The sequence below is a fragment of the bacterium 336/3 genome, assembly GCA_001281695.1.
Lineage (GTDB): Bacteria > Bacteroidota > Bacteroidia > Cytophagales > Thermonemataceae > Raineya.
This window is the reverse complement of record LJIE01000001.1, coordinates 3,033,875-3,057,032: the sequence shown is the minus strand read 5'-3', so window position 1 is coordinate 3,057,032 and position 23,158 is coordinate 3,033,875. Positions and strand designations below refer to the sequence as shown.

Annotated in this window: 22 protein-coding genes and 1 tRNA gene; 20 read left to right on the top strand and 3 right to left on the bottom strand. The window is 33.7% G+C overall.

The genetic code is table 11. From position 1 onward, the window contains the following. Together AD998_14295 and AD998_14290 are read left to right on the top strand one after the other, a co-directional pair. Positions 1-1,311, top strand: coding sequence for a hypothetical protein (locus AD998_14295; protein ID KOY87161.1), 1,311 nt, complete (start codon positions 1-3; stop codon positions 1,309-1,311). A 16-nt stretch (positions 1,312-1,327) separates the two neighbouring features. Then, entirely contained in the window at positions 1,328-1,870 is a 543-nt protein-coding gene (locus tag AD998_14290) for a cyclic nucleotide-binding protein (GenBank protein KOY88215.1), read from the top strand. A 3-nt stretch (positions 1,871-1,873) separates the two neighbouring features. Here the strand turns inward: AD998_14290 and AD998_14285 are convergent, their stop codons facing one another. Continuing rightward, positions 1,874-3,118, bottom strand: coding sequence for a hypothetical protein (locus AD998_14285; GenBank protein KOY87160.1), 1,245 nt, complete (start codon positions 3,116-3,118; stop codon positions 1,874-1,876). Between the two features lie 95 nt (positions 3,119-3,213). Here AD998_14285 and AD998_14280 point away from each other — a divergent pair, with 95 nt between their 5' ends. After that, positions 3,214-4,779 carry a hypothetical protein gene (locus AD998_14280; protein KOY87159.1) on the top strand — a complete coding sequence of 522 codons (1,566 nt, stop codon included), beginning with the start codon at positions 3,214-3,216 and terminating at the stop codon, positions 4,777-4,779. Then, entirely contained in the window at positions 4,772-5,680 is a 909-nt protein-coding gene (locus AD998_14275; GenBank protein KOY87158.1) for a hypothetical protein, read from the top strand. Before AD998_14280 ends, AD998_14275 begins: the two co-directional genes overlap by 8 nt. A gap of 27 nt (positions 5,681-5,707) precedes the next feature. On the opposite strand, the gene AD998_14270 is transcribed toward AD998_14275, so the two are convergent. After that, entirely contained in the window at positions 5,708-6,610 is a 903-nt protein-coding gene (locus tag AD998_14270) for a methyltransferase type 11 (protein KOY87157.1), read from the bottom strand. A 129-nt stretch (positions 6,611-6,739) separates the two neighbouring features. On the opposite strand from AD998_14270, the gene AD998_14265 reads away from it, so the two are divergent. Next, the gene (locus AD998_14265) at positions 6,740-7,165 is read left to right on the top strand and encodes a hypothetical protein (GenBank protein KOY87156.1); all 426 of its coding nucleotides are present in this window, start codon (positions 6,740-6,742) and stop codon (positions 7,163-7,165) included. Between the two features lie 26 nt (positions 7,166-7,191). Beyond that, positions 7,192-8,397 (top strand): hypothetical protein, encoded by a 1,206-nt coding sequence (locus tag AD998_14260; GenBank protein ID KOY87155.1) that lies wholly within the window; start codon positions 7,192-7,194, stop codon positions 8,395-8,397. A 3-nt stretch (positions 8,398-8,400) separates the two neighbouring features. Here the strand turns inward: AD998_14260 and AD998_14255 are convergent, their stop codons facing one another. Next, the gene (locus AD998_14255) at positions 8,401-9,579 is read right to left on the bottom strand and encodes an anhydro-N-acetylmuramic acid kinase (protein ID KOY87154.1); all 1,179 of its coding nucleotides are present in this window, start codon (positions 9,577-9,579) and stop codon (positions 8,401-8,403) included. 176 nt (positions 9,580-9,755) lie between these two features. On the opposite strand from AD998_14255, the gene AD998_14250 reads away from it, so the two are divergent. The 14 genes from AD998_14250 (at position 9,756) to rpoB (ending at position 23,152) form a co-directional block, all read left to right on the top strand. Then, a complete protein-coding gene (locus AD998_14250) occupies positions 9,756-12,419 on the top strand; it encodes a hypothetical protein (GenBank protein KOY87153.1) in 2,664 nt (887 codons plus the stop codon). Positions 12,420-12,625: 206 nt separating this feature from the next. Further along, positions 12,626-13,129 (top strand): hypothetical protein, encoded by a 504-nt coding sequence (locus tag AD998_14245; protein KOY87152.1) that lies wholly within the window; start codon positions 12,626-12,628, stop codon positions 13,127-13,129. A 148-nt stretch (positions 13,130-13,277) separates the two neighbouring features. Beyond that, positions 13,278-13,901: a cytochrome oxidase subunit III gene (locus AD998_14240; protein ID KOY87151.1), complete on the top strand. Its 624-nt coding sequence runs from the start codon at positions 13,278-13,280 to the stop codon at positions 13,899-13,901. 95 nt (positions 13,902-13,996) lie between these two features. Beyond that, positions 13,997-14,806 carry a cytochrome oxidase subunit III gene (locus AD998_14235; protein KOY87150.1) on the top strand — a complete coding sequence of 270 codons (810 nt, stop codon included), beginning with the start codon at positions 13,997-13,999 and terminating at the stop codon, positions 14,804-14,806. Positions 14,807-14,848: 42 nt separating this feature from the next. Next, a complete protein-coding gene (locus tag AD998_14230; GenBank protein KOY87149.1) occupies positions 14,849-15,175 on the top strand; it encodes a hypothetical protein in 327 nt (108 codons plus the stop codon). A gap of 72 nt (positions 15,176-15,247) precedes the next feature. After that, on the top strand, positions 15,248-15,808 hold the full coding sequence (locus tag AD998_14225) for a hypothetical protein (GenBank protein KOY87148.1): 561 nt from the start codon (positions 15,248-15,250) through the stop codon (positions 15,806-15,808). A 62-nt stretch (positions 15,809-15,870) separates the two neighbouring features. After that, positions 15,871-15,944 (top strand) — tRNA-Trp (locus AD998_14220). Between the two features lie 11 nt (positions 15,945-15,955). Further along, positions 15,956-16,180 carry a hypothetical protein gene (locus AD998_14215; GenBank protein KOY87147.1) on the top strand — a complete coding sequence of 75 codons (225 nt, stop codon included), beginning with the start codon at positions 15,956-15,958 and terminating at the stop codon, positions 16,178-16,180. Between the two features lie 18 nt (positions 16,181-16,198). Beyond that, positions 16,199-16,786, top strand: coding sequence for an antitermination protein NusG (locus tag AD998_14210; GenBank protein ID KOY87146.1), 588 nt, complete (start codon positions 16,199-16,201; stop codon positions 16,784-16,786). Positions 16,787-16,893: 107 nt separating this feature from the next. Next, complete coding sequence (locus AD998_14205; protein ID KOY87145.1) at positions 16,894-17,340, top strand: 50S ribosomal protein L11; 447 nt, start codon at positions 16,894-16,896, stop codon at positions 17,338-17,340. Positions 17,341-17,355: 15 nt separating this feature from the next. Next, complete coding sequence (locus AD998_14200) at positions 17,356-18,048, top strand: 50S ribosomal protein L1 (GenBank protein ID KOY87144.1); 693 nt, start codon at positions 17,356-17,358, stop codon at positions 18,046-18,048. After that, on the top strand, positions 18,048-18,584 hold the full coding sequence (locus AD998_14195) for a 50S ribosomal protein L10 (protein KOY87143.1): 537 nt from the start codon (positions 18,048-18,050) through the stop codon (positions 18,582-18,584). The genes AD998_14200 and AD998_14195 overlap by 1 nt, the downstream gene beginning before the upstream one ends. Positions 18,585-18,668: 84 nt before the next feature. Further along, complete coding sequence (locus AD998_14190; protein ID KOY87142.1) at positions 18,669-19,043, top strand: 50S ribosomal protein L7/L12; 375 nt, start codon at positions 18,669-18,671, stop codon at positions 19,041-19,043. A gap of 254 nt (positions 19,044-19,297) precedes the next feature. Next, entirely contained in the window at positions 19,298-23,152 is a 3,855-nt protein-coding gene (rpoB, locus tag AD998_14185) for a DNA-directed RNA polymerase subunit beta (GenBank protein ID KOY87141.1), read from the top strand. The last annotated feature ends 6 nt before the right edge of the window (positions 23,153-23,158 follow it).

Genomic DNA, 23,158 nt, shown 5'->3' with positions numbered 1-23,158 from the left:
ATGTATCAAGATTTTATTCAATTTGTAAAAAAAGAACAACTATTTGAAGCAAATGATAAAATCTTGCTTGCTATTAGTGGAGGAATAGACTCTATAGTAATGGCTCACGTATTTGCTCAATCTCCTTACAAATTTGGTATCATTCATTGTCATTTTGGCTTAAGAGAAGAGGCTGATCAAGAAGCTATTTTTGTAGAAAACCTTGCTAAAAAGTTTCAAATACCTTTTTATTTTAGAAAATTTGATACAGAACTTTATGCAAAAGAGTATAAAGTTTCTATTCAAATGGCTGCAAGAGAGTTGCGTTATAGTTTTTTTGAAGAAGTAAGAGAGCAATATGCTTATCATTACATTGCTACAGCTCACCATTTGAATGATAGCCTTGAAACTACACTTTATAATTTAGCCAAAGGTACAGGAATTGCAGGTTTGAGAGGTATTTTATCCAAAAAAGGAAGCATCATTCGCCCTTTACTTTTTGCCACACGCAGACAAATAGAAGATTTTGCTCAAAAAAGCGATATTGTATGGATGGAGGATGCTTCCAATGCTTCTGATAAATATACTCGAAATTTTATTCGCCATCAGATTGTACCAGCCTTAGAAACGCTCAATAGTAATCTTTTAGATACTTTTTCAGAAACAACAGTTCGTTTGCAGAGTGTAGAAAAAGTATATCAAGAAAAAGTACAATCTATCAAGGAGCAATACTTACAAATAAAAGGACAAGTAGTTTATCTACAATTGCATGAGAGTATAGATATGCCTTTGCTTTATGAAATACTCAAAGAGTACGATTTTTCTTTTCGACAATGCCAGCAAATAGCTGATTGTAAGGAAACAGGAGCAGACTTTTACTCTGAAAATTACTGGGCTGTTTGGGATAGAAATAGGCTTGTAATAACGCCCATAATTTTTCAGGAAATACCAAAAACAGAGTATTATCTAAATATCAATGAGAATCTTGAAACACCTTTTTTTTACTTAAAAAGTAAAGTTATAGATAATCAAAACATCATTTTTGAAAGAAATAATACAATAGCTTATTTAGATGTAGAAAAACTAGAGTTTCCTTTAAAAATTAGAGTTTGGGAGCAAGGTGATAGCTTTCAGCCATTGGGTATGAAAGGAAAACAAAAAGTAAGCGATTTTCTTATCAACCAGAAAATCCCAAAAAATCTTAAGAACAGAATTTTTGTTGTAATTTCAGGCGAAAAAATAGTGTATATTGCAGGTCTAAGGGGTAGTGAGGCTTTTAAAATTACTTCTCAAACCCAGAAAGTATTAAAAGTAGAATTTGAGTTTCAATAAATATCTTGCTATGAAAATCCCAAACCCATTCCGAAAAGTCTATACAAGAAAAGAATTAGAGTTTTTTGCTTTTTTCAGGAAAGTAAAATTGTTTGAGAAACTCAATGAAAAAGAGCTTGAAGAATTCATTCCTTTCGTTCATTTAAGAGAGTATAAACAAAACGAGGTGGTTTTTTTTAGAAACGACCCAGGGCAAGCTCTGTACATCATTCAATCTGGTATGGTAGAGTTAAACCTTGATTTACAAGAAAATTTTGAACCTTTGGCTTTTGCTAAAAGATATATTGCTATTGGGGTAAATGCTTTGCTTCTAGAGAGCGAAAGAGTGTATAATGCTGTAGTCCGTTCAGAAGAGAGTTGGTTATATGTGATTCCTCAAGTAAATATTTTAGAAATTTTTAAATACAAGCCTTCCATTCAAGCTAAAATGATGACTGCATTGGCTGAAATTTATGATGAAAATACGAAAAATCTTTTTAATGCTTATCGTACACATATTGGACTGTTTTCAATAGGCGATGCCTACATGAAAACTTTTCAGAGCAGAGAAGAAGAATAATATTTATTTGGAGCATTTTTTTTGTAAAGCTTGATATACTGCTTGAAAAATTTCTTCTTCTGGAGCATAAAATGCACTTTTTGAGCCTGTTTTATATGGATTTGCAGAGCCATTTGTGATAAAAATAACGGCTTCACCTGTTTCTAAATTCATATACCAATCACTAATAAGCCCATAAGCTTCACCAGGGTGTCCAGTCATTTTTTTATTAGGAAAAACGATATCTCCTTTAGTTGTTTGTGTGGTAATATGCAAACCCAAACCCCACTGTTTAAATAAGCCATGATAATCATCTCCATTAGAACCATTGTATGTCCATTGTGGAGAAAACATAGTCTTAACTGTTTCGGGCTTTAATATTCTTACATTTTTGTATATGCCGTGATTCATAAACATAAAAGTAAGAGTTGCTAAATCTTGAGCTGAAATACGAAGTCCACCCTGAGGGGCAAAAATAAAACCATTACTACCTACAATGTACTTGCTCAAATCTTTATTCTGAGGCTTTTTTTCTGAAAAATTATCAGTCTGAGGAATCCACTCATTATCTTTTTTTCTATACAAAGTAGCTATTTGGTGTAAGTTCTGAATATCTTGAATATTGAAACTCGCATCCAATCCCAAAGGAGAAAAAATATTTTTCTTACAATACATATCAAAACGCATCCCTGAGATTTTTTCTATGAGTGTACCTATTATACCATAAGTAGCATTAGAATAAGTAAAAAAACTATTAGGTTTTTTATTCAAGAACATATCAGGGGTATAAAAATCTCCTTGTGTAGTAAATAATGCTGAAACAGAAGGGATATTATTCTGATAACTGCTGTTAGTAAAATTTTCATAACCTGTCCCATCTGTGATAGAAGAAGTATGAGATAAAAGCATTCTAAAAGTAATAGGTATATCAGGGTAATAAGGATTCCTTAAAGAAAAGCCTAAATATTTATTGATGTCATCATCTAATTTAAAAAGACCTTTTTCCCATAATTGCATGAGAGCAATGGTTGTAATTGTTTTGGAAACAGAAGCTATTCTATATTTTGTGTTTTTTTGAATGGTAACTTTTTGTTTTTCATGAGCAAATCCCTTATGAAAATTGATTTTAATTTCTTTGTTACAAATACCAATCACAGACATGCCAATCAAATTGTTTTGAGTATAGATTTTGGTAAGTTCAGCCTCTATATTCTGACTAAAAACAGTCATTGAAAAAAAATAAAAAAATACTATTTTGAATAACTGCATAAAATTTTTCTAATCAATATATTGTCAGTAACCAAAAAAAGTTACAAATTGCTACAAGTAGTAAAATTACAAAATTTTGAACAAACTCTTTCTTAGTGAAAAAACTATATCTCATTTTACTTTTCTTGATTGAAATTTCGTACGCACAAACACTTTATCCTCGTAGAGAGATGAGAGCTGTTTGGATAACTACCATAGGTAATATAGACTGGCCTTCAAGAAGAAACTTAGATACCGAAACACAACAAAAAGAATACACAGAACTCTTAGAAAAGTTTAAAAAGCATAACTTTAATACTATTCTAACTCAAATCAGACCCTCTGCCGATGCTCTCTATGAAAGCAGTTTTGAGCCTTGGTCAGAAGTGTTACAAGGAAAACAAGGAACACCACCCAATCCTTATTACGACCCTACAGCATGGATGATAGAGCAATGTCATCAAAAAGGATTTGAGTTTCATGCATGGGTAAATCCGTATAGGGCTATTAGCAGTGTAACTTTTAGTAGCATTCACCCTGACCATATTACCAAAAAAGAACCTAAATGGTTTTTTAAGTATGGTGATAGGGTTTATTTCAACCCTGGTATTCCTGAAGTGAGAACTTACTTAGTAAAAGTAGCTTTGGAAATAGTTAGAAAATATGACATTGATGGTTTGCATTTTGATGACTATTTCTATCCATACAAAATAACAGGTGAAAGTATCAATGATGATGATACCTTTGATAAATTTGGAAAAGATTTTACAAATATTGAAGACTGGAGAAGAAATAACATTGATTTATTTATACAAGCTATTTCTGATAGCCTTCGTGTTATCAAACCTAAAGTGAAGTTTGGAATAAGTCCTGTAGGTGGGTGGAGAAATAAAACTCAAGATTTAAGAGGCTCAGATACAAGAGTAGGGCAACCATCTTACGACCATTTGTATGCAGATACTCGTAAATGGCTCGAAAAAGGTTGGATAGACTATCTGACACCACAAATTTATTGGAGTACACAATCAAAATATGCTCCTTATGAGGTTTTAATTGAGTGGTGGAATGAAAATAATTTCGGGAGACATATTTATGGAGGGCATGGTGCTTTTAAAATAGGAAGCCCTGATGAAGAAAGTACATGGCAACAATCTTCAGAAATTTTCAGACAAATTATGCTCAATAGAAAATACAAAAATATACAAGGGAGTATGTTTTTTTCTGCTAAGTCATTGATTAAAAACCCTTTAAGAATATTGGATACGCTTCAAATCAAATATTATAAATACCCTGCTCTTTTACCAGCTATGCCTTGGAAAGACCCAATACCTCCGTTACCTCCTGATAGTTTGAGGGCTACATTGGTAGAAGGAAGTGTAGTACTCAAATGGTCGCATCCAAAAGCTGCTACAGATGGAGAAAAACCTGTGTATTATGTAGTATCCCGTTTTGATAACGAATTGGGGATGAACTTGAATGACGCATCCAAAATTATAGCTATCCAAAAAGATAATTTTATCTTAGATAAAGAAGTTGAAGCCAATAAACGTTATGTATATGTAATTAAATCTATGGACAAATTACATAATGAAAGTACTCAGTCAGCAGTTGTAAAAATAGCTACTGTTCGTAAACTTACGATGGCTTCACCCATCAAAGAAGGAACTCTAGAGAATGATTAAAATGGAATTGGCACCAATTATATTATTTGCTTATAACCGACCTATACATTTACAAAAGACGATTGAAAATTTAAAGAATAATACTTTAGCTATCAATAGTAAAGTATATTTCTTTTCAGATGCACCTAAAAATGAATCAGATAATAGTTTGGTAAAAGAAGTAAGAAATCTACTTCATCAAGTAAAAGGGTTTAGAGAAGTAGAAATCATAGAACAATCCAATAATAAAGGATTAGCAACCTCAGTAATTGATGGAGTAACTCAGATTATCAATACTTATGAAAAAGTAATAGTACTTGAAGATGATTTGGTTGTTTCTTCTAATTTTCTTAAATATCAGAATGATTGTCTTATAAAATATAAAGAAAAATCAGATGTCTTTTCTATAGCAGGATATATGCCTCCTATTCAAATACCTAATTATATAGAAGATGATGTATTTTTAATTCCTCGTTGTTCATCTTGGGGTTGGGCTACATGGAAAGATAGATGGCTGAAATCGGATTGGGAAGTAAAAGATTTTCAAGATTTTATAAAAGATAAAGAAAAACAGAAAATGTTTGAAAGAGGAGGGAATGATGTAACAGCCATGCTTGTAAAACAACAGTTGGGAGTTATTCATTCATGGGCGATACGTTGGAACTATGCTCATTTTAAGCATAATGCATATTGTTTATACCCACGATTTAATAAAGTAGCAAATATTGGCACTGATGGTTCTGGAACAAATTTTCCTAAGGAAGTTAAAAAATATATCACATCTATCACAGAAAGAGACTACCATTTGCCTGATAATCTCTTTTATGATGCCTCAAATGAAGTTGTAAAGAATTTTAAGAAATTTTATAATGTTAGTTTATACCGAAAATGTATAAACTTTCTGAAATACCAAATTTGGTGATACTTCTCATAGAAAAAAGCTTTCAAATTATTTCAAATAAGGATTTTTAGGTAAAATATACACCCTATAACCATCTTTCTTTAAAGATGCAATGGTTTGTTCATCAGGAGTTTGTTTGAAAATAATGGCTGAAAGTACTTGATAGGGCATAAGAGTTAATTTACATAATAAATTATGCCAGCGTATTTTTCGTTGTAGTTTTTTGAAAGCAGATGATTGGTATGATTCATTTGCAATAGAAACTTTGTAATAATTATTATTAATTCCTTTGAAGGCAATAGCTGGGAGGTTTATCCCCATAGCCATTTTTTCGCATTCTCTTTCTGAAAGCTTAAATACATAATTACCAACCTCTTCAAACGAATAACGATTTTTCCAGTATTTCTGCAATGTATTTACATTCCAATTGTCTAAAATATTCCTTAACGCTAGTAAAAAAGGCATTTTGGATAAAGGGTCGTGGGGTTCAATTAAAATAATGCCTTTTTTGACCACTCTGAGCATTTCATAAACAGCCATGTAGGGTCTTGGAAAATGGTGATAAGCTTCTTTACACAAAGCATAATCAAAATGATTATCTGCAAAACTTAATTTTTCTGCATTTTCAATAGAAAAATCTTCCAACAAACCTGCTTGCTTACTCATTTCCAGAAAAGTGGGGGAAATATCAGTAGCAACTACTTTTTGCTTATTTTCAAACAAATAATTTGCATCAAATCCATAACCATCACCTACTGTAATCCACTGATTAGAAGTGTTTAACAACGGACGAATGAGTTCAAGAAGCCTATTCTGAATATAATAATTGATGGTATGATTCTTTTTTTGCTCCATCCAAGAGTTGATAGCTTCCCAGCGTTTATCATCGTCTGAATATTGTTTGCCAAACCAATCTTGGTGAGCGTTGTAGCTTGTAGCTTCAAATTGCATAGTAAAACTAAAAATATGAAAATCAGTACAAAACTATGAATTTTTAAGTAATTGAGAGGAGCTTTTAATCAAAAATTTTGAACAAAGCTATTTTGTCATTAGTTTTGACATAAAATAAAATCTTCAAAAATGGATAAAGAAACACTTATCAAAGCTATTAACGAACGCCAAATAGGTACTATGTCAGAATTCTTGGGTATAGAATTTACAGATGTAGGGGAAAACTATTTATGTGGAAAAATGCCCGTAGATGCTCGTACAATTCAACCAGCAGGTATTTTGCATGGAGGGGCTTCTGTGGTACTTGCCGAAACTTTGGGAAGTGTGGCAGCCAATTTTGCTGTGGATATGGAACGTTATTATTGTGTTGGACTCGAAATCAATGCAAATCATGTAAGAAGTGTTACAAAAGGAAATTGGGTATATGGTAAAGCTTCTGCTATTCATTTAGGGAAAACTACTCAAATTTGGGAAATTAAATTGAGTAATGAAGAAGGCAAAATTACTTGTATAAGTCGCCTAACAATGGCAGTTTTGGAGAAAAAGGCTAAATAAAATCATATCTCAATTGATAATTGTTCATGATGATGAATGATATTTCTATATCAACTAAAAAAATAATTCTTACAGCCTTTGAAACTGCTAAACAGCTGAATTTTGCAACAGCTATTTGGCGGTTACCAAATCAATCAGAAATTAGTATAGTGGTAGATTTTTCTGATAAACTTGAACTTCAAACCTATTCATTGGAGCAAACAGATAAAGGTTTTGCTTTTAGCCCATTTCAAAATAAAAACAAAGATGGCACTGATTTATTAGGTTATTTTATCAAAGCTGACTGGTATTTTACAAGTAATTCAGAACTTCAAGAACCAAGTTTTAGAGCATCTGAAAGAGAAAAGAAGTTTTTTGAGACTTTAGAAAATCATTTGCAAAATCATTCAGAAGAGCAAACAGAGCTACCATCATATCATTTAATTGAAACACTCTCTCAAAGCCATCAAAATTTAGTTCAGAAAGGAGTAGAAGCCATTAAAAGCGGAGCTTTTCAAAAAGTTGTTTTATCTCGTAGACAAGAGGTGACTCTTGAAGGCGAATGGAAAATTTCAGATTTGTTTACTAAACTCTGTAAAATGTACCCCAATGCACTCGTTTCGGTGGTTTTTATTCCTGAAATAGGTTTGTGGGTAGGTGCAAGTCCCGAAATTCTCGTTAGTTTAGATAAAAATAATATTTTTAGAACAATGGCTTTGGCTGGAACGCAAGCCTATAACCCTGATTTAGAGATTTCACAAGCTGTTTGGACGCAAAAAGAAATTGAAGAACAAGCCCTTGTGAGCAGATATATCATCAATACCTTTAAAAAGATTCGTTTAAGAGAGTTTGAAGAGGATGGACCTAAAACAGTAAGAGCTGGTAACTTAATTCACTTACGTACAGATTTTTGGGTTGATTTGAACGAAGTACAATACCCCGATTTGCTTACAATAATGCTTGGTTTGCTTCATCCAACATCTGCTGTTTGTGGCATGCCCAAACCCGAAAGCCTCGATTTTATTTTGCAAAATGAAGGTTATAATAGAGAATTCTATTGTGGGTTCTTGGGACAAGTGAATTTCCAAAAAGAAACACATATTTTTGTAAACTTGCGTTGTATGCAGATTATTAACCCTCAAAAAGCTTATGTATATGCAGGAGGGGGCATTACGGCTCATTCTAACCCCGAAAAAGAGTGGAATGAAACAGTTCATAAAACACAAACGCTTTTGAAAGCTTTTGAAAACTAAAATCTAAAAAGGTAAGGAAATTTTGCCCATACAAACAGCAGGATTAAGGTATTGCCCTTTCCCAAGTTCAAAACTACTACCCGAAAGGGTTTCATTGGCAAGTAATGCAAATAAAACGGCTTCCTTAGCATCAGCAGAAATACCTAATACTTCAAAATCTTGAATTTGTAGTTTTTCAGCAAGTAAATCTACCAAAAACTTGTTTTTACTTCCACCACCACTTATATATACAGATGACTTTGATATTTGAAGTTTATCCAAAGCTTTAAATATGCCTTGTACTGTAAAATGAGTTAGTGTACAAAGTAAGTCTTGAGGAGAAATACTAGGGAATTCTTTAGCTAAAATGCTTTCTATCCACATAATACTAAAGGTTTCTTGCCCAGTACTTTTTGGAAAATCTTGTCTGAAAAAATCTAAATCTAATAATTTATCCAACAAATCTTGGTTTAATGTTCCACTACGAGCCAAATCCCCTTTGTCATCAAAAGGCGTGTTATAAAATTTTTGAGTAAAATAATCTATCAAAGTGTTTCCAGCCCCAACATCTGTGGCAAAGACTTCTTTAGGGTTTTGTGTTTTAGATAAAAATGTAATATTGGCAATACCTCCAACATTCAATAGAACTCGGTCTTCCTCTGAATTAGAAAACAATAAATAATCGCCATATACCACCAAAGGAGCTCCTTCAGCACCAGCAGCAATGTGCTTTTGTCTAAAATCACTTATCGTTATAACGCCTGTTTTTACGGCTATTTGGTCTGCATCAGCAATCTGGAGAGTAGCATTTCCATATTCTTCTTTTTGATGTAATCGTTTGGGAGCATGGAAAATAGTTTGTCCATGTGAGGCTATACAATCTATTTCAGAAGCAGATATTTGCCACTCTTTAAGGGTTTGGAGTACCCACTTGGCAAAAAGATTTCCAAGAAAATTATTTAATAAAGTAAGATGTTCTAAATTCACTTGTTTTTGGGCAAAAACTGTTTTTATTTTATCTTTGATTGTTGTGTCATAAGGAATACTTGTAAATTTTTTTACTTCAATTTTTGTTTTCAGACCATAGCCTTCTATTTGACAGAAAGCAATATCCAAACCATCCAAAGAAGTACCAGACATCAGACCAATAATGTTTTTTGTTTGCTTTTGACTAATATTGTATAATTTTTGTAGGTAGTTCATACGTTATGAATATAAATAATTAAATAAATTAATTGTAATTTCTTGATATACAGTAATACAAACTTATATATTTGTGCAAACTTTTTTAAAAAAAGAAAAAAAGTTTTTAAATATCATAACAAAACGTATTTTTCGCTAAAATTTCAGTAGGAATCTCACATTAAATAGCTCATATTATGGCTGATAAAGTATTAGATAAAAACTATAAATTCAAAGACTTATTGGTATATTCTTCTAATGAGAGCTTTGAAGGGAATAAGAAGAAATATCGTCGTGTTTTTGAAAACAAAGAAACTACTTATATTTATGTAGAGCTATCTTTTTTCAATAAACTATTTGACGAAGAAGATTGGGAAACAAGTCTAACACTCAAGGCTTATCGCCTCAATTCAGATGGAGGAAGAAAAGAACTCTGTAATTTGCCTATCAAACGTACTATCAAAAAAGATGAAAATATTGTAATTGTTCGTGAAAGTTGGGGAGGTGATGAACCTGGAACTTTCTGGACAAGAGGTGACTACGAGTGGGAAGCTTATATTGATAACGAAAAAGTAAGCACCAAAAGATTTTATGTAGAAGAAGGGGGCTTGGTACAAGGACAAGATAATCCATATTTTGAAATTGATAGCATCAAACTCTATAATGGACCTTACGAAGGACTTCCTGTAGATAAACGAGTGTATGTTACTCAATTCGATGTGCAAGATACTCAGTATGTTTTTGTAGAATTTCTTGTGAAAAATAAGCAGACTAAATCTTGGTATGCTGAAGTATTCTTCAAATTCTATAATGATGCAGGGCAACTTAAAGGTGAAACTTCTGAACTTCGTTATGTAGCACCCAACGAACAAAGTTTTACGGTGACATCGGGTTGGGGAGCAGCCAATAAAGGAACTTGGTTTGCTGATAAATATCGTTTAGAAATTAATTTCATGGATCAACTCATTGCTGTTGCACCTTTCGAGGTAGCCAATGGCTTTGTAGAAGGTATCCCTACGATTCATAAACCAGAATCAAGTTCTATTTTCACAGGTTTTTCTTCATCCAACAAAGACAGAGAACAGTCTTTGGAAGAAGTAATGAAAGAACTCCAAGAAATGATAGGCTTGGATAGCGTGAAAGAGAAAATTAAAGATTATATGCACTATCTCAAATTCTTGAAATTACGTCAAGAACAAGGGTTTGAAGAAAGTACACAACTCAGTTTGCACTCTGTATTTATGGGTAACCCAGGTACAGGTAAAACCACTGTTGCCAAGATGCTCGGCAAAATCTATCATAAAATGGGTTTACTTTCTAAAGGCACAGTTTTAGAAGTAGGAAGACCCGAATTAGTGGGCAAATTTATTGGTCAGACTGCACCCAAAGTGCAAGAAATGATAGAAAAAGCTCGTGGAGGTATCTTATTTATTGATGAAGCTTACTCACTTGCCAGAAAAGGTGACCAAGATGGTCAAGACTTTGGTAAAGAAGTAATAGAAGTGCTTTTGAAAGAAATGTCTGATGGAAAAGGAGATTTGGCTGTGATTGTAGCAGGCTATCCTGCCGAAATGGAAATCTTTTTAGATTCAAACCCTGGTTTGAAATCAAGATTCAATTTAGTGTATAATTTCCCAGATTATCTTCCTCAGGAATTGGTACAAATTTTGGATACCAAAGCAGAAAAGAAAAATGTAGTATTTATCCCTGAAGCAAGAGATTACATCAAAAAACAAATTACAGAAGCATACAGAAACAGAGATAAAACTTTCGGAAATGCTCGTTTGGTAACTTCTCTTGTGGAAGAAGCCAAAATGAATTTGGGTTTACGTATCATGAAAGGGGATAATATTGATAACATCAATACCGAAAACCTTAAAACAATCATTTTGGATGATGTGAAGAATATCTTCAAAACTAAAAAATCAGAAACACCTGATATTAGTGTAGATGAAGAAATGCTTCATGAGGCTCTTGATGAACTCAACGGATTAATTGGTATGAGTTCTGTAAAAGAAGAAGTCATAGAACTTGTAAAATTAGTACGCTTCTACAAAGAAACAGGTAGAGATGTACTTAATAAATTCTCTTTGCATACTGTATTTACAGGTAACCCAGGAACAGGTAAAACCACAGTAGCTCGTATTATCTCTAAAATATACAAATCTCTTGGCGTTTTAGAACGTGGACATTGTGTAGAAACAGATAGACAAGGTTTGGTAGCTGGTTATGTAGGACAAACAGCTCTTAAAACTACTGAGAAAATCAACCAAGCTATGGGAGGAGTATTATTTATTGATGAGGCTTATGCTCTTACACAAGGACACGAAAACGATTTTGGTAAAGAAGCAGTTGAAACTGTTTTGAAACAAATGGAAGACAAACGTGGTCAGTTTGCTGTAATTGTGGCAGGTTATCCTGATAACATGAAACAATTTTTACAAGCAAACCCCGGTTTAGCTTCTCGTTTCGATATTACAATTAAATTTGAAGATTATACTGTAGATGAATTGATAGAAATAGCTGTTTGGATGTTTAAAAACGAACATTTGAATGTAGATGATAATGCTATTCAACATTTAAAAGCATACTTCGATTATCTATACCAAAAACGTGATAAATTCTTCGGAAATGCTCGTACTGTTAGAAAGGTAGTTTCTCAAGCTATCAAAAATCAACATTTACGTATGGCTTCTATTTCAAAAGAAAAACGTACAGAAGAAATGATTCATACTTTGGCTTTGGATGATGTGAAAGAGTTTAATGAAAACTTAGAAGCAGCCAATCAAGGAGGTGGAATAGGTTTTAAATTGGGTGGCAATAGCACCAATTCTGAACAAACCAATAACCCACAAGCTTAAAAAAACAGATAATATTCCTTTTTGTAGATACGTACTATGGTGCGTATCTACATTTTTTTTGAAATACCCCACTTAAACATTCATTATAAAGAAAAAATAAACGAATATTGTATATTTAGGTGTTGAGAGTAATTTTAGAGATAATGCTTAAACGAGACGAATATCTAATCATAATTGAAGAAATCAGAAACACTGATAAAAAATCGATGGATGAATTCATTGATAAGGTTTTAGAACCTTTACGAAAAGAAAATGACAACTTCATAGAAATTTTGTATAAAGACATTCATTATCTTATAAAAGACATTGATAAAGTTAGTGATAACAATTTAGCTATTGAAAATGAAGATTTAGCAATAGAAGATGGAGACTTGGAATTAACAGGATACCAATCGAGGTTGCATAATTTATCTATTTGGTTGCATTTAGAAATTTGCAAAAAAATTATTGAAACAAACCCTTTGAACTTTATTCAAGATATAGAAAACTTTGAAGTAAACTTTCTAAACAAACTAAACTATACTCCAGAATATAAATTTAAGCTTGACAAAATTAAAAAGAGTTTAAAAAAAGAAAGAAACATGAACTTAAGAGAAAAGGGAAATTTTTGGAATAAAATTTTTGATATTGACAATCTGGAACTTAAACCCAATATTATGGGGCTTGGAATTAACTTAAATGAAATCATAAATAAACTTCGTAACAAATGATAAGCTATGTATAAACTTCAAACAAGACTTACACATTTTTGCTTCAACTTAATTCTCCTACAAAACATTTTGTCAAATTAATTAGTTTGATAGGTATATTTTGGCTTATTTTGCAGTTTTAAAGCATGTATTTTAGATAAAAATAGTTATGTATCAACAACCCAACGAACAAAGTTCTCTCAATTTTTACGAAGAGCCCGAACAAGTGTTCTCTATGCACCCCAAGAAGTTTATGATGTGGCTCTTTATCGTAAGTATAGCCATGATATTTGCTTCACTAACAAGTGCTTATATATTTAAACAATCTGATACTCGTTGGCTTACCTTCGATTTACCCGAAATCTTAGGATATAGCTCATTATCAATAGCATTGAGCAGTATTTCTATGCAATTGGCTTATTATTTTGCCAAAAAGAATGATGTTGCAAAACTTAAAATAAACTTACTCATTACCATGGTGTTAGGCATCATATTTTTAGTGATGCAATGGGAAGGATGGACAAAATTAGTAGAAATGGGTATTTATGTAGGTGGAGTAGATAAAACAGGGCAACCAGTGAATGTTTCAGGCTCGTTTGTATATGTACTCATGGGGGTTCATGCTTTCCATTTAATTACAGGTTTATTGTTTTTAATTTTTGTAACTATTGCATCTTTTCGCTATCAAGTACATTCTAAATCAATGGTTAGAATGGAAATGTGCACAGTTTATTGGCACTTTCTAGGTGGCTTATGGATATACCTTTATTTCTTTTTAGTACTAAATAGATAAAAAATGCGATAATTTCTTTGCATTTTTGGTTTTGTTCGTTTTAATTTGTGCAAGGTTCATTATTTAGTAATCAATTATCACAGCAAATTATATATATGGCACACTCTGCTACAACAGTATCTAACTCTAAAACAGGAGCTTGGTTCGGTGGAAAAGAACCCATGAACGCCAGCTATGGCAAACTCATGATGTGGTATTTCTTACTCTCTGATGCGTTTTCTTTTTCAGGACTATTAGTAGCTTATGCTGTTTTACGTTTCAAAGAAGTAGGTTACTACGATTCTCCTCTTGCAAAGACATTTGCCAGCATCAAAGAAGCTGGAGCGGGCTTTGTTCCCTCTGAATTCTACTGGCCTATACCCGAACGCATTTTTGATGCTTTCCCGTTCTTCCATGGACAACACTTACCTCTAATATTTGTAGGTTTGATGACTTTCATTCTTATCATGAGTAGTGTAACAATGGTACTTGCTGTAGAAGCAGGACACAGAAGAGATAGAGCAGATGTAGAGAAATGGATGCTTTGGACAATTTTGGGTGGTATTACTTTCTTGGGTTGCCAAGCTTGGGAATGGACTCACTTTATTACAGGTACAGACAAAGGTGTTGTAAGAGATGTTTGGATGAATGGCGAATGGGTAAAACAAACAATTAAAGGTGCAAATCTTACTGCCAACGAATATGGTCCTGCTCCTTTTGCATTTAGTTTCTTCACTATTACAGGTTTTCATGGCTTTCACGTATTTAGTGGAGTAATGATAAATATTATCATATTCTTTAATTCTGCTATTGGTATTTATGATAGACCTGGAAGAAATTATGAAATGGTGGAGAAAGTAGGCTTATACTGGCACTTTGTAGACTTAGTTTGGGTGTTTGTATTTACATTCTTCTATTTAGTGTAATATTTAAAAACTGATCATTTTTAACTTATAATTTATTTAGATATGGCAAATACATATGAAAATATAGCAACTGGTGAAATCCCTAAACCTCAAACGAAAATTATTTGGGTTACCTTTTGGATTTTATTTGCAATCACAGCAGTTGAGTTCATTTTGGCTTTTACTGTACCTGCGGGTGCTTTCAGAACTTCTATATTTATCATCCTTACGCTTGTGAAGGCTTTTTATATTGTAGCTGAGTTTATGCACTTAAAGCATGAAGTAAAGGGCTTAATTTATGCAATTATCATCCCTACCGTATTTGTAATATGGTTGATAGGAGCAATGTTTATAGAGGGTGGAGCTATTTATGATGTCATCCACAAGTAATAAAATATAAAACCTTTTGATGATAAAACCTGTTGAGATTACTCGACAGGTTTTATCCATATATTTCAACTTATGCAAGCTACCAAAAAACAAGTGGGCTTATTGCTCATTATCCTTATTATACCAGCATTTTTATTTATATTTTTTCAATTATCATTCAAGAATTATTATAAATTACCTTATATCAATGTAAATGGTGAAAGCAAAGCTCAACCACTTTCTTTAAACAATAGCCTTTATCAAATACCTCAAAATCGTATTTTTTGGGTAGTGGGGTATGGGGAAGATAATCAAAAATCTGAGCAACTTTATAATATCTTGATGCCTTTGGCTCAAAATGAGGATATGAAAACTTTGCTAAAGACTAAACTTCCCGATTATCAAATCAAATACCTTTTATTAAGCAAAAACTTTCAAAAAGTAAATAATCATATTGTTCTGGATACAACGGTTAACAATGCTAAGAATATAGGTATGGATTGGAAGAATGATGTTCTAATAATTGATAACAAGGGTTTTATAAGAGGAAAATATCAAATACTATCACAAGGTAATGATGAAAGGGAAAGGCTCTATGTAGAATTAAAAGTATTAATAGAAATAGTATCTTCTGGAGAGGGAAATAAAAAGTAAAAAAAATAATTAAGAATATTTGTTTTTAATTATTTTTAAATATAAATTTGCACTCCAATTTTACGGGTGTAGTTCAAGGGTAGAATAGCGGTCTCCAAAACCGTTGATGGGAGTTCGAATCTCTCCACCCGTGCAAAAACAAAGACAATGGCAGGTTTCCTTACAAAAGTTAAAAACTTTTTTGCAGAATCTTATGATGAGCTAGTACATAAAGTTACTTGGCTCAAATATAGTACATTACAAAACCAAACAACCCTTGTATTAGTGGCTTCACTAATATTTGCTCTGGTGATAGGCTTTGTAATAGATAAATCATTAGAAAATGGCTTAAACTTATGGTATAAGTCTAGTACAGTAGCTCCTACTAAGTAACCCTAAAAATTCTTCGAAATGAGCAAGCTGAATTGGTATGTTTTGCGAGCAGTAGCTGGGCAAGAAAAAAAAGTGAAAAACTACATAGACAACGAGATAGCTCGCCAAAAACTAGAGGAATTTGTACCCCAAGTACTTATCCCAACAGAAAAAGTCTATGAGGTACGTAATGGAAAGAAAAAAGTTAGAGAAAAATCATTCTTCCCGGGGTATATCTTGATTTATGCAGATCTTTCTCATGGAGAGGCAATGCACACACTCAAAAATATACCAGGTGTACTTGGATTCTTAGAAGGTACTGCCCGTGAAGATGAACAAGACACACAAGGCAAAAAAGGATATTCTAAACAACCACTGCCTTTACGTCAATCTGAAGTAAACAGAATACTTGGTAAAGTAGATGAAGAAGCAGAAAGTGTAGCAAAAATGGAATCTTCTTTTATTGTAGGAGAGCACATCAGAGTGATAGATGGACCATTTAGCGGATTTGATGCAATCGTAGAGCAAGTATTTGACGAAAGAAAGAAGCTCAATGTGATGGTGAAAGTTTTTGGCAGAAGCACGCCTTTAGAACTAAGCTATGTACAAGTAGAAAAAATAGATTAAATAAAGCCTCTCAATAACTTAAATATATAAATGTTGGCTACATTTTAACAAAGTTTGCTTCCAACTCAATTTGTTAAAATCCGCTGACGCTTAAAACTAACAAGACAATGGCAAAAGAAGTAGCAGGATACCTCAAACTTCAAGTAAAAGGCGGTCAGGCAAACCCTTCGCCACCAATTGGACCAGCTTTGGGTTCAAAGGGTATAAACATTATGGAGTTCTGTAAGCAGTTTAATGCCCGTACCCAAGATAAACCAGGTCAGGTTGTCCCTGTTTTGATTACGTATTATACGGATAAGTCTTTTGACTTTATCATCAAAACACCTCCTGCAGCTGTATTACTAAAAGACGCTATCAAGAAACAAACAGGTTCTGCTGAGCCTAACCGTAAAAAAGTCGGTGATGTGAACTGGGAGCAAGTAAAACAGATTGCAGAGATAAAGATGCCTGATTTGAACTGTTTCACAATTGAGTCGGCAATGAAAATGATTGCAGGAACTGCCCGCAGTTTAGGTATCACCGTAAGTGGAAAAGCCCCTTGGGATAACAACTAAAATCGCATAAAGCAAATGGGAAAACTCACAAAAAATCAGAAGGCGGCTGTTGCCAAATTCGATAATACCAAAAGCTACTCTTTGTTGGATGCGGCAAAAATCTTGAAAGAGATTACCTTTACTAAATTTGATGCATCTGTAGATATTGACGTTCGTTTGGGCGTTGATCCTCGTAAATCAGACCAAATGGTAAGAGGTGTAGTTGCATTGCCTCATGGAGTAGGTAAAGATGTTCGCGTGCTTGTACTTTGTCCTCCTGATAAGGAAGAAGAGGCAAAAGCAGCAGGAGCTGATTACGTAGGAATGGATGAATTCATCACAAAGATTGAAGGTGGCTGGACAGATATTGATGTAATCATTACAACTCCTACAGCAATGGCAAAAGTAGGACGTTTAGGTAAAGTATTAGGTCCTCGTGGCTTGATGCCAAACCCTAAGTCAGGAACGGTAACCATGGAGGTTGGAAAAGCCGTAACAGAAGTAAAAGCTGGTAAAATTGACTTCAAAGTTGATAAAACTGGTATTATTCATACTTCTATTGGTAAAATTTCTTTCTCTCCAGAAAAAATAATGGAAAATGCAGTAGAACTTATCAACGTAATCAATAAATTGAAGCCTTCTTCAGCTAAAGGAACTTACGTGAAGTCTATCTCACTTTCTACTACAATGAGTCCAGGAGTGTCAATCGATAAAAATACTGTAGCGTAATGACAAGAGAAGAAAAAACAGTCATCATTGAGGAATTAAAGCAAAAATTTGCTGAAACCCCTTATTTTTATATCGTTGATGCAAGTGGATTTTCAGTGGCTCAAGATAACGATTTGCGTAGAACATGTTTCAATGCAGATATCGAATATAGAGTTGTAAAAAATACACTAATCAAGAAAGCTTTGGAAGGCTTGAATGCAGATTATTCTCCATTCGTTTCTGAAAAAGTATTAAAAGGTTATTCTGGTATTATGTTCTCTACAGAAGTAGGTAACAAACCTGCTCGTCTTATCAAAGACTTCAGAAAGAAAAATAATACAGAGAAACCTCTTTTGAAAGGTGCATCAATTGATACAGGTTTATTTATTGGAAATACCCAATTAGATACACTTGCGAATCTTAAATCCAAAATGGAATTACTGGGCGACATCATTGGTGCGTTACAGTCTCCTGCACAGAATGTTATTTCTGGTTTGCAAGGTCAGGGAAGCAAAATCGCTGGTATTCTTCAAACTTTGGAAGAGAAAAAATCATAATTTCAGATACAAAATGTTTTTGTATCAACAAACAAACCCTTTTTATTTTAAATTTAGTTTTTAATTTTCAAAACTTATACAACAATGGCAGATTTAAAAGCATTCGCTGAACAATTAGTGAACTTGACTGTAAAAGAAGTGAGTGAGCTTGCTAAAATTTTGAAAGATGAGTATGGTATCGAGCCTGCAGCAGCAGCTCCTGTGATGATGGCTGCATCAAATGATGGCGGTGCTGCAGTTGCTGAGAAAACATCATTTGATGTAATCTTAAAAGCAGCTGGTCCTAACAAATTGAACGTAGTGAAATTAGTTAAAGATTTAACAGGTCTTCCTCTTACTGAAGCTAAAGCTGTAGTTGATGGTGCTCCTAAGTCTATCAAAGAAGGCGTTAGCAAAGACGAAGCAGAAGCTTTAAGAAAACAACTTACTGAAGCTGGTGCAGAAGTAGAAGTGAAGTAATCTACACTCATTTGCTAGGCAGTGAGACCTGAAATTCGGAGCTAATAGATGCTTTTCGAATTTCAGGTCTATTGCCGTTTGTGGCAATAAATGCCATATAATTAAATTAGACTAAACATTATACATTATATGAAACCTGATAGAAGTCTCCAATTGCTAAAATAAAATTTATTTTAATCAATGACTTTATCAGGTTTTAGTATCATAAAACTTCTGAAATTTTCAGAAAAAAAATAAACCCAAACCTTCCAAAAATGGCTGAGAGAATTAGTTTCGCTTCCGTTAAGAACATTGTGGATTATCCAGATTTTCTTGATATTCAGTTACAATCTTTTCAAGATTTCTTCCAGTTAGAAACCCCTGCTGAAAATCGTGCTAAAGAGGGGCTTTATAAGGTATTTATGGAGAATTTCCCTATTAGCGATTCTCGTGAAAACTTTGTACTGGATTTTATAGATTACACCATAGACCCTCCCAAATATTCTATTGAAGAGTGTATTGATAGGGGGCTTACTTATTCTGTTCCATTGAAGGCAAAATTAAAGCTATCTTGCAATGATGAGGACAACGAAGAATTTCAAACAATTGAGCAAGAAGTCTTTTTAGGAAATATTCCTTACATGACTGAAAAAGGCTCTTTCATTATCAACGGTGCTGAAAGAGTAATCGTTTCTCAGTTACACCGTTCTCCAGGGGTGTTCTTTGCGATGAGCAAACACACTAACGGTACAAAACTTTATTCTGCAAGAATTATCCCTTTCAAAGGTTCTTGGATAGAGTTTGCTACAGACGTAAATAACGTAATGTATGCTTACATTGACCGTAAAAAGAAATTTCCTGTAACTACTTTGCTTAGAGCAATTGGTTTTGGAACAGATAAAGAAATTTTAGACATCTTTGGACTTTCTGAAGAAATAGCAGTAAACCCTAAAAATCTGAAAAAAGCTGTTGGAAGACGTTTAGCTGCTCGTGTGTTACGTACTTGGACAGAAGATTTCGTGGATGAAGATACTGGTGAGGTTGTGTCTATTGACCGTAATGAGGTTCTTTTAGAACGTGATTCATTTATTAGAGAAGAAGATATTGATGTAATCGTAGATGCAAATGTTACTTCTATTATTGTACATAGAGAAGACATCAACATTACAGATTACCAAATCATATACAATACATTACAAAAAGATAACTCAAATTCTGAAAAAGAGGCTGTTGAGCAAATTTATCGTCAGTTGCGTAATACAGAAGCTCCTGATGAGCAAACAGCTCGTGATATTATTCAGAACTTGTTCTTTTCTGACAAACGTTACGATTTAGGAGATGTAGGAAGATACAGAATGAATAAGAAATTGAGTTTAGATATTAGTATGGACACTCGTGTACTTACACGTGAAGACATCATTAGTATTGTAAAATACTTGATAGGATTGATTAACTCGAAAGCTGTAGTGGATGATATTGACCACTTGTCAAATCGTCGTGTTCGTACAGTTGGAGAGCAACTATATGCTCAATTTGGTGTAGGTCTTGCTCGTATGGCTCGTACCATCAAAGAAAGAATGAACGTAAGAGATAACGAAGATTTCAAACCAGTAGATTTGATTAATGCAAGAACATTGTCTTCTGTAATTAACTCATTTTTTGGAACAAATCAGTTGTCTCAGTTCATGGATCAAACCAATCCACTTGCTGAAATCACGCACAAGAGAAGAATGTCAGCACTTGGTCCTGGTGGTCTTTCTCGTGAAAGAGCTGGTTTTGAGGTTCGTGACGTTCATTACACACACTATGGACGTTTGTGTACTATCGAAACGCCTGAAGGTCCAAACATTGGTTTGATTTCATCGCTTTGCGTACACGCAAAAATCAATTCAATGGGTTTCATTGAAACACCTTATTTTAAAGTAAATGAAGGTAAAATAGACATTCAAGACATGGTCTTTTTATCTGCTGAAGAAGAGGATGGTCAGCACATTGCACAAGCAAATGCAAAAATAGATGATAAAGGTCAGCTACTTGTAGATGCTGTAAAAGTACGTTTTGAAGGTGATTTCCCTTTGGTGTCACCAGAAGAAGTGGCTTATATGGATATTGCTCCTAATCAAATTGTATCAGTTGCAGCATCCTTGATTCCTTTCTTAGAACATGATGATGCGAACCGTGCTTTGATGGGTTCAAACATGCAACGTCAAGCAGTACCTTTATTGAAGCCTGAATCGCCTATTGTTGGTACAGGTTTAGAAAAAAGAGTTGCTTTGGACTCAAGAACATTGATTTTAGCAGAAAAAGATGGTATTGTAGATTATGTAGATGCTAATAAAATTGTAATCCGTTATGAATATAATGAAGATGAATTATTAGTATCTTTTGAAGGAAATACCAGAACATATCAATTAACTAAATTCAGAAGAACTAACCAAGATACTTGTATCAACTTAGTACCTCTTGTGAACAAAGGTGAAGTTGTTAAAAAAGGACAGCCACTTTGTGAAGGATATGCAACCAATGATGGAGAGCTTGCTCTTGGAAGAAACTTGATGGTTGCGTTCATGCCTTGGCAAGGATATAACTTTGAAGATGCGATTGTAATTTCTGAAAAAGTTGTTCGTGAAGACTGGTTCACTTCTATTCATATTGAAGAGTACGAATTAGAAGTTCGTGATACAAAACGTGGTGAAGAAGAATTAACTTCTGAAATTCCGAATGTGAGTGAAGAAGCTGTAAGAAATCTTGACGAAAATGGTATTGTTCGTACAGGTACGGAAGTAAAAGAAGGTGATATTTTAATTGGTAAAATTACTCCCAAAGGAGAAACAGACCCTACTCCTGAAGAAAAACTTTTAAGAGCTATCTTTGGAGATAAAGCAGGTGATGTAAAAGATGCGTCTCTACGTGTTCCTCCTTCTATCAAAGGTGTAGTAATTGATACTAAATTGTTCTCAAGACCTAAGAAAGATAAAGATTTACGTAAAAAATCGAAAGATGACGTAAAAACTTTGATGAAAAACTATGGTAAAGAACTTACAGATTTACGTAGTGATGTTATTTCTAAAATGACACAATTACTGGATGGTAAAGCTTCTCAAGGTGTTCGTCATAAATTTGGAGAGGAATTAATCTCTAAAGGGATGAAATTTAATAAGTCTAATATTGATAAAAACTTATTTGCAGATAAAAACCCTTACAGAGATGAAAGTGCTTACAACATCCCTGAAGAAGTGAATTTGATTGCAGATGTAGTATTAGAAAACTGGACAGCTGATGATAAAACCAATGGTTTGATTATCGAACTTGTAAAAAACTATCTTAAAAAGCGTAATGAAATTTCAGGTCGCTTCAAAAGAGAGCGTTTTGCAATGGAAGTAGGAGATGAATTACCAACAGGTATCGTAAAACTTGCTAAAGTTTATATTGCTAAAAAACGTAAACTAAAAGTAGGTGATAAAATGGCTGGTCGTCACGGTAACAAAGGGGTTGTAGCTCGTATTGTTCGTGAAGAAGATATGCCATTCTTAGAAACTGGATTGCCTGTGGATATTGTATTGAATCCTCTAGGTGTACCTTCTCGTATGAACATTGGTCAGATTTATGAAACTATTTTGGGATGGGCAGGTTTGAAATTAGGGAGAAAATATGCAACCCCTATCTTTGATGGTGCAAGTGAAGAAGAAGTTATCAATGAGATTAAGGAGGCAAATATCCCTGCATTTGGTAGAACTGAATTGTATGATGGTTTGACTGGTGAGAAATTCGACCAACCTGTAACAGTAGGGGTTATCTACATGCTGAAATTAGGACACTTGGTAGATGACAAGATGCACGCTCGTTCTATTGGACCTTACTCACTCATTACACAACAACCTTTGGGTGGTAAAGCTCAGTTCGGTGGTCAGCGTTTTGGAGAGATGGAAGTTTGGGCTCTTGAAGCGTTTGGAGCAGCTCATATCTTACAGGAAATCTTGACTGTGAAGTCTGATGATGTAATTGGTAGAGCGAAAACGTATGAAGCAATTGTGAAAGGTGAATTATTACCGAAGCCTAATATCCCTGAATCATTCAATGTACTTGTACATGAGTTGAGAGGTTTGGCTCTAGAAATAACCCTTACTTAAAAATAT

What these genes read in the sequence shown, in the direction of transcription:
- AD998_14295 (KOY87161.1), top strand. Translation starts at nt 1, where the DNA reads ATGTATCAAGATTTTATTCAATTTGTAAAAAAAGAACAACTATTTGAA.
- AD998_14285 (KOY87160.1), bottom strand. Translation starts at nt 3,118, where the DNA reads ATGCAGTTATTCAAAATAGTATTTTTTTATTTTTTTTCAATGACTGTT.
- AD998_14275 (KOY87158.1), top strand. Translation starts at nt 4,772, where the DNA reads ATGATTAAAATGGAATTGGCACCAATTATATTATTTGCTTATAACCGA.
- AD998_14270 (KOY87157.1), bottom strand. Translation starts at nt 6,610, where the DNA reads ATGCAATTTGAAGCTACAAGCTACAACGCTCACCAAGATTGGTTTGGC.
- AD998_14265 (KOY87156.1), top strand. Translation starts at nt 6,740, where the DNA reads ATGGATAAAGAAACACTTATCAAAGCTATTAACGAACGCCAAATAGGT.
- AD998_14260 (KOY87155.1), top strand. Translation starts at nt 7,192, where the DNA reads ATGATGATGAATGATATTTCTATATCAACTAAAAAAATAATTCTTACA.
- AD998_14255 (KOY87154.1), bottom strand. Translation starts at nt 9,579, where the DNA reads ATGAACTACCTACAAAAATTATACAATATTAGTCAAAAGCAAACAAAA.
- AD998_14250 (KOY87153.1), top strand. Translation starts at nt 9,756, where the DNA reads ATGGCTGATAAAGTATTAGATAAAAACTATAAATTCAAAGACTTATTG.
- AD998_14245 (KOY87152.1), top strand. Translation starts at nt 12,626, where the DNA reads ATGGATGAATTCATTGATAAGGTTTTAGAACCTTTACGAAAAGAAAAT.
- AD998_14240 (KOY87151.1), top strand. Translation starts at nt 13,278, where the DNA reads ATGTATCAACAACCCAACGAACAAAGTTCTCTCAATTTTTACGAAGAG.
- AD998_14235 (KOY87150.1), top strand. Translation starts at nt 13,997, where the DNA reads ATGGCACACTCTGCTACAACAGTATCTAACTCTAAAACAGGAGCTTGG.
- AD998_14230 (KOY87149.1), top strand. Translation starts at nt 14,849, where the DNA reads ATGGCAAATACATATGAAAATATAGCAACTGGTGAAATCCCTAAACCT.
- AD998_14225 (KOY87148.1), top strand. Translation starts at nt 15,248, where the DNA reads ATGCAAGCTACCAAAAAACAAGTGGGCTTATTGCTCATTATCCTTATT.
- AD998_14215 (KOY87147.1), top strand. Translation starts at nt 15,956, where the DNA reads ATGGCAGGTTTCCTTACAAAAGTTAAAAACTTTTTTGCAGAATCTTAT.
- AD998_14210 (KOY87146.1), top strand. Translation starts at nt 16,199, where the DNA reads ATGAGCAAGCTGAATTGGTATGTTTTGCGAGCAGTAGCTGGGCAAGAA.
- AD998_14205 (KOY87145.1), top strand. Translation starts at nt 16,894, where the DNA reads ATGGCAAAAGAAGTAGCAGGATACCTCAAACTTCAAGTAAAAGGCGGT.
- AD998_14200 (KOY87144.1), top strand. Translation starts at nt 17,356, where the DNA reads ATGGGAAAACTCACAAAAAATCAGAAGGCGGCTGTTGCCAAATTCGAT.
- AD998_14195 (KOY87143.1), top strand. Translation starts at nt 18,048, where the DNA reads ATGACAAGAGAAGAAAAAACAGTCATCATTGAGGAATTAAAGCAAAAA.
- AD998_14190 (KOY87142.1), top strand. Translation starts at nt 18,669, where the DNA reads ATGGCAGATTTAAAAGCATTCGCTGAACAATTAGTGAACTTGACTGTA.
- rpoB (KOY87141.1), top strand. Translation starts at nt 19,298, where the DNA reads ATGGCTGAGAGAATTAGTTTCGCTTCCGTTAAGAACATTGTGGATTAT.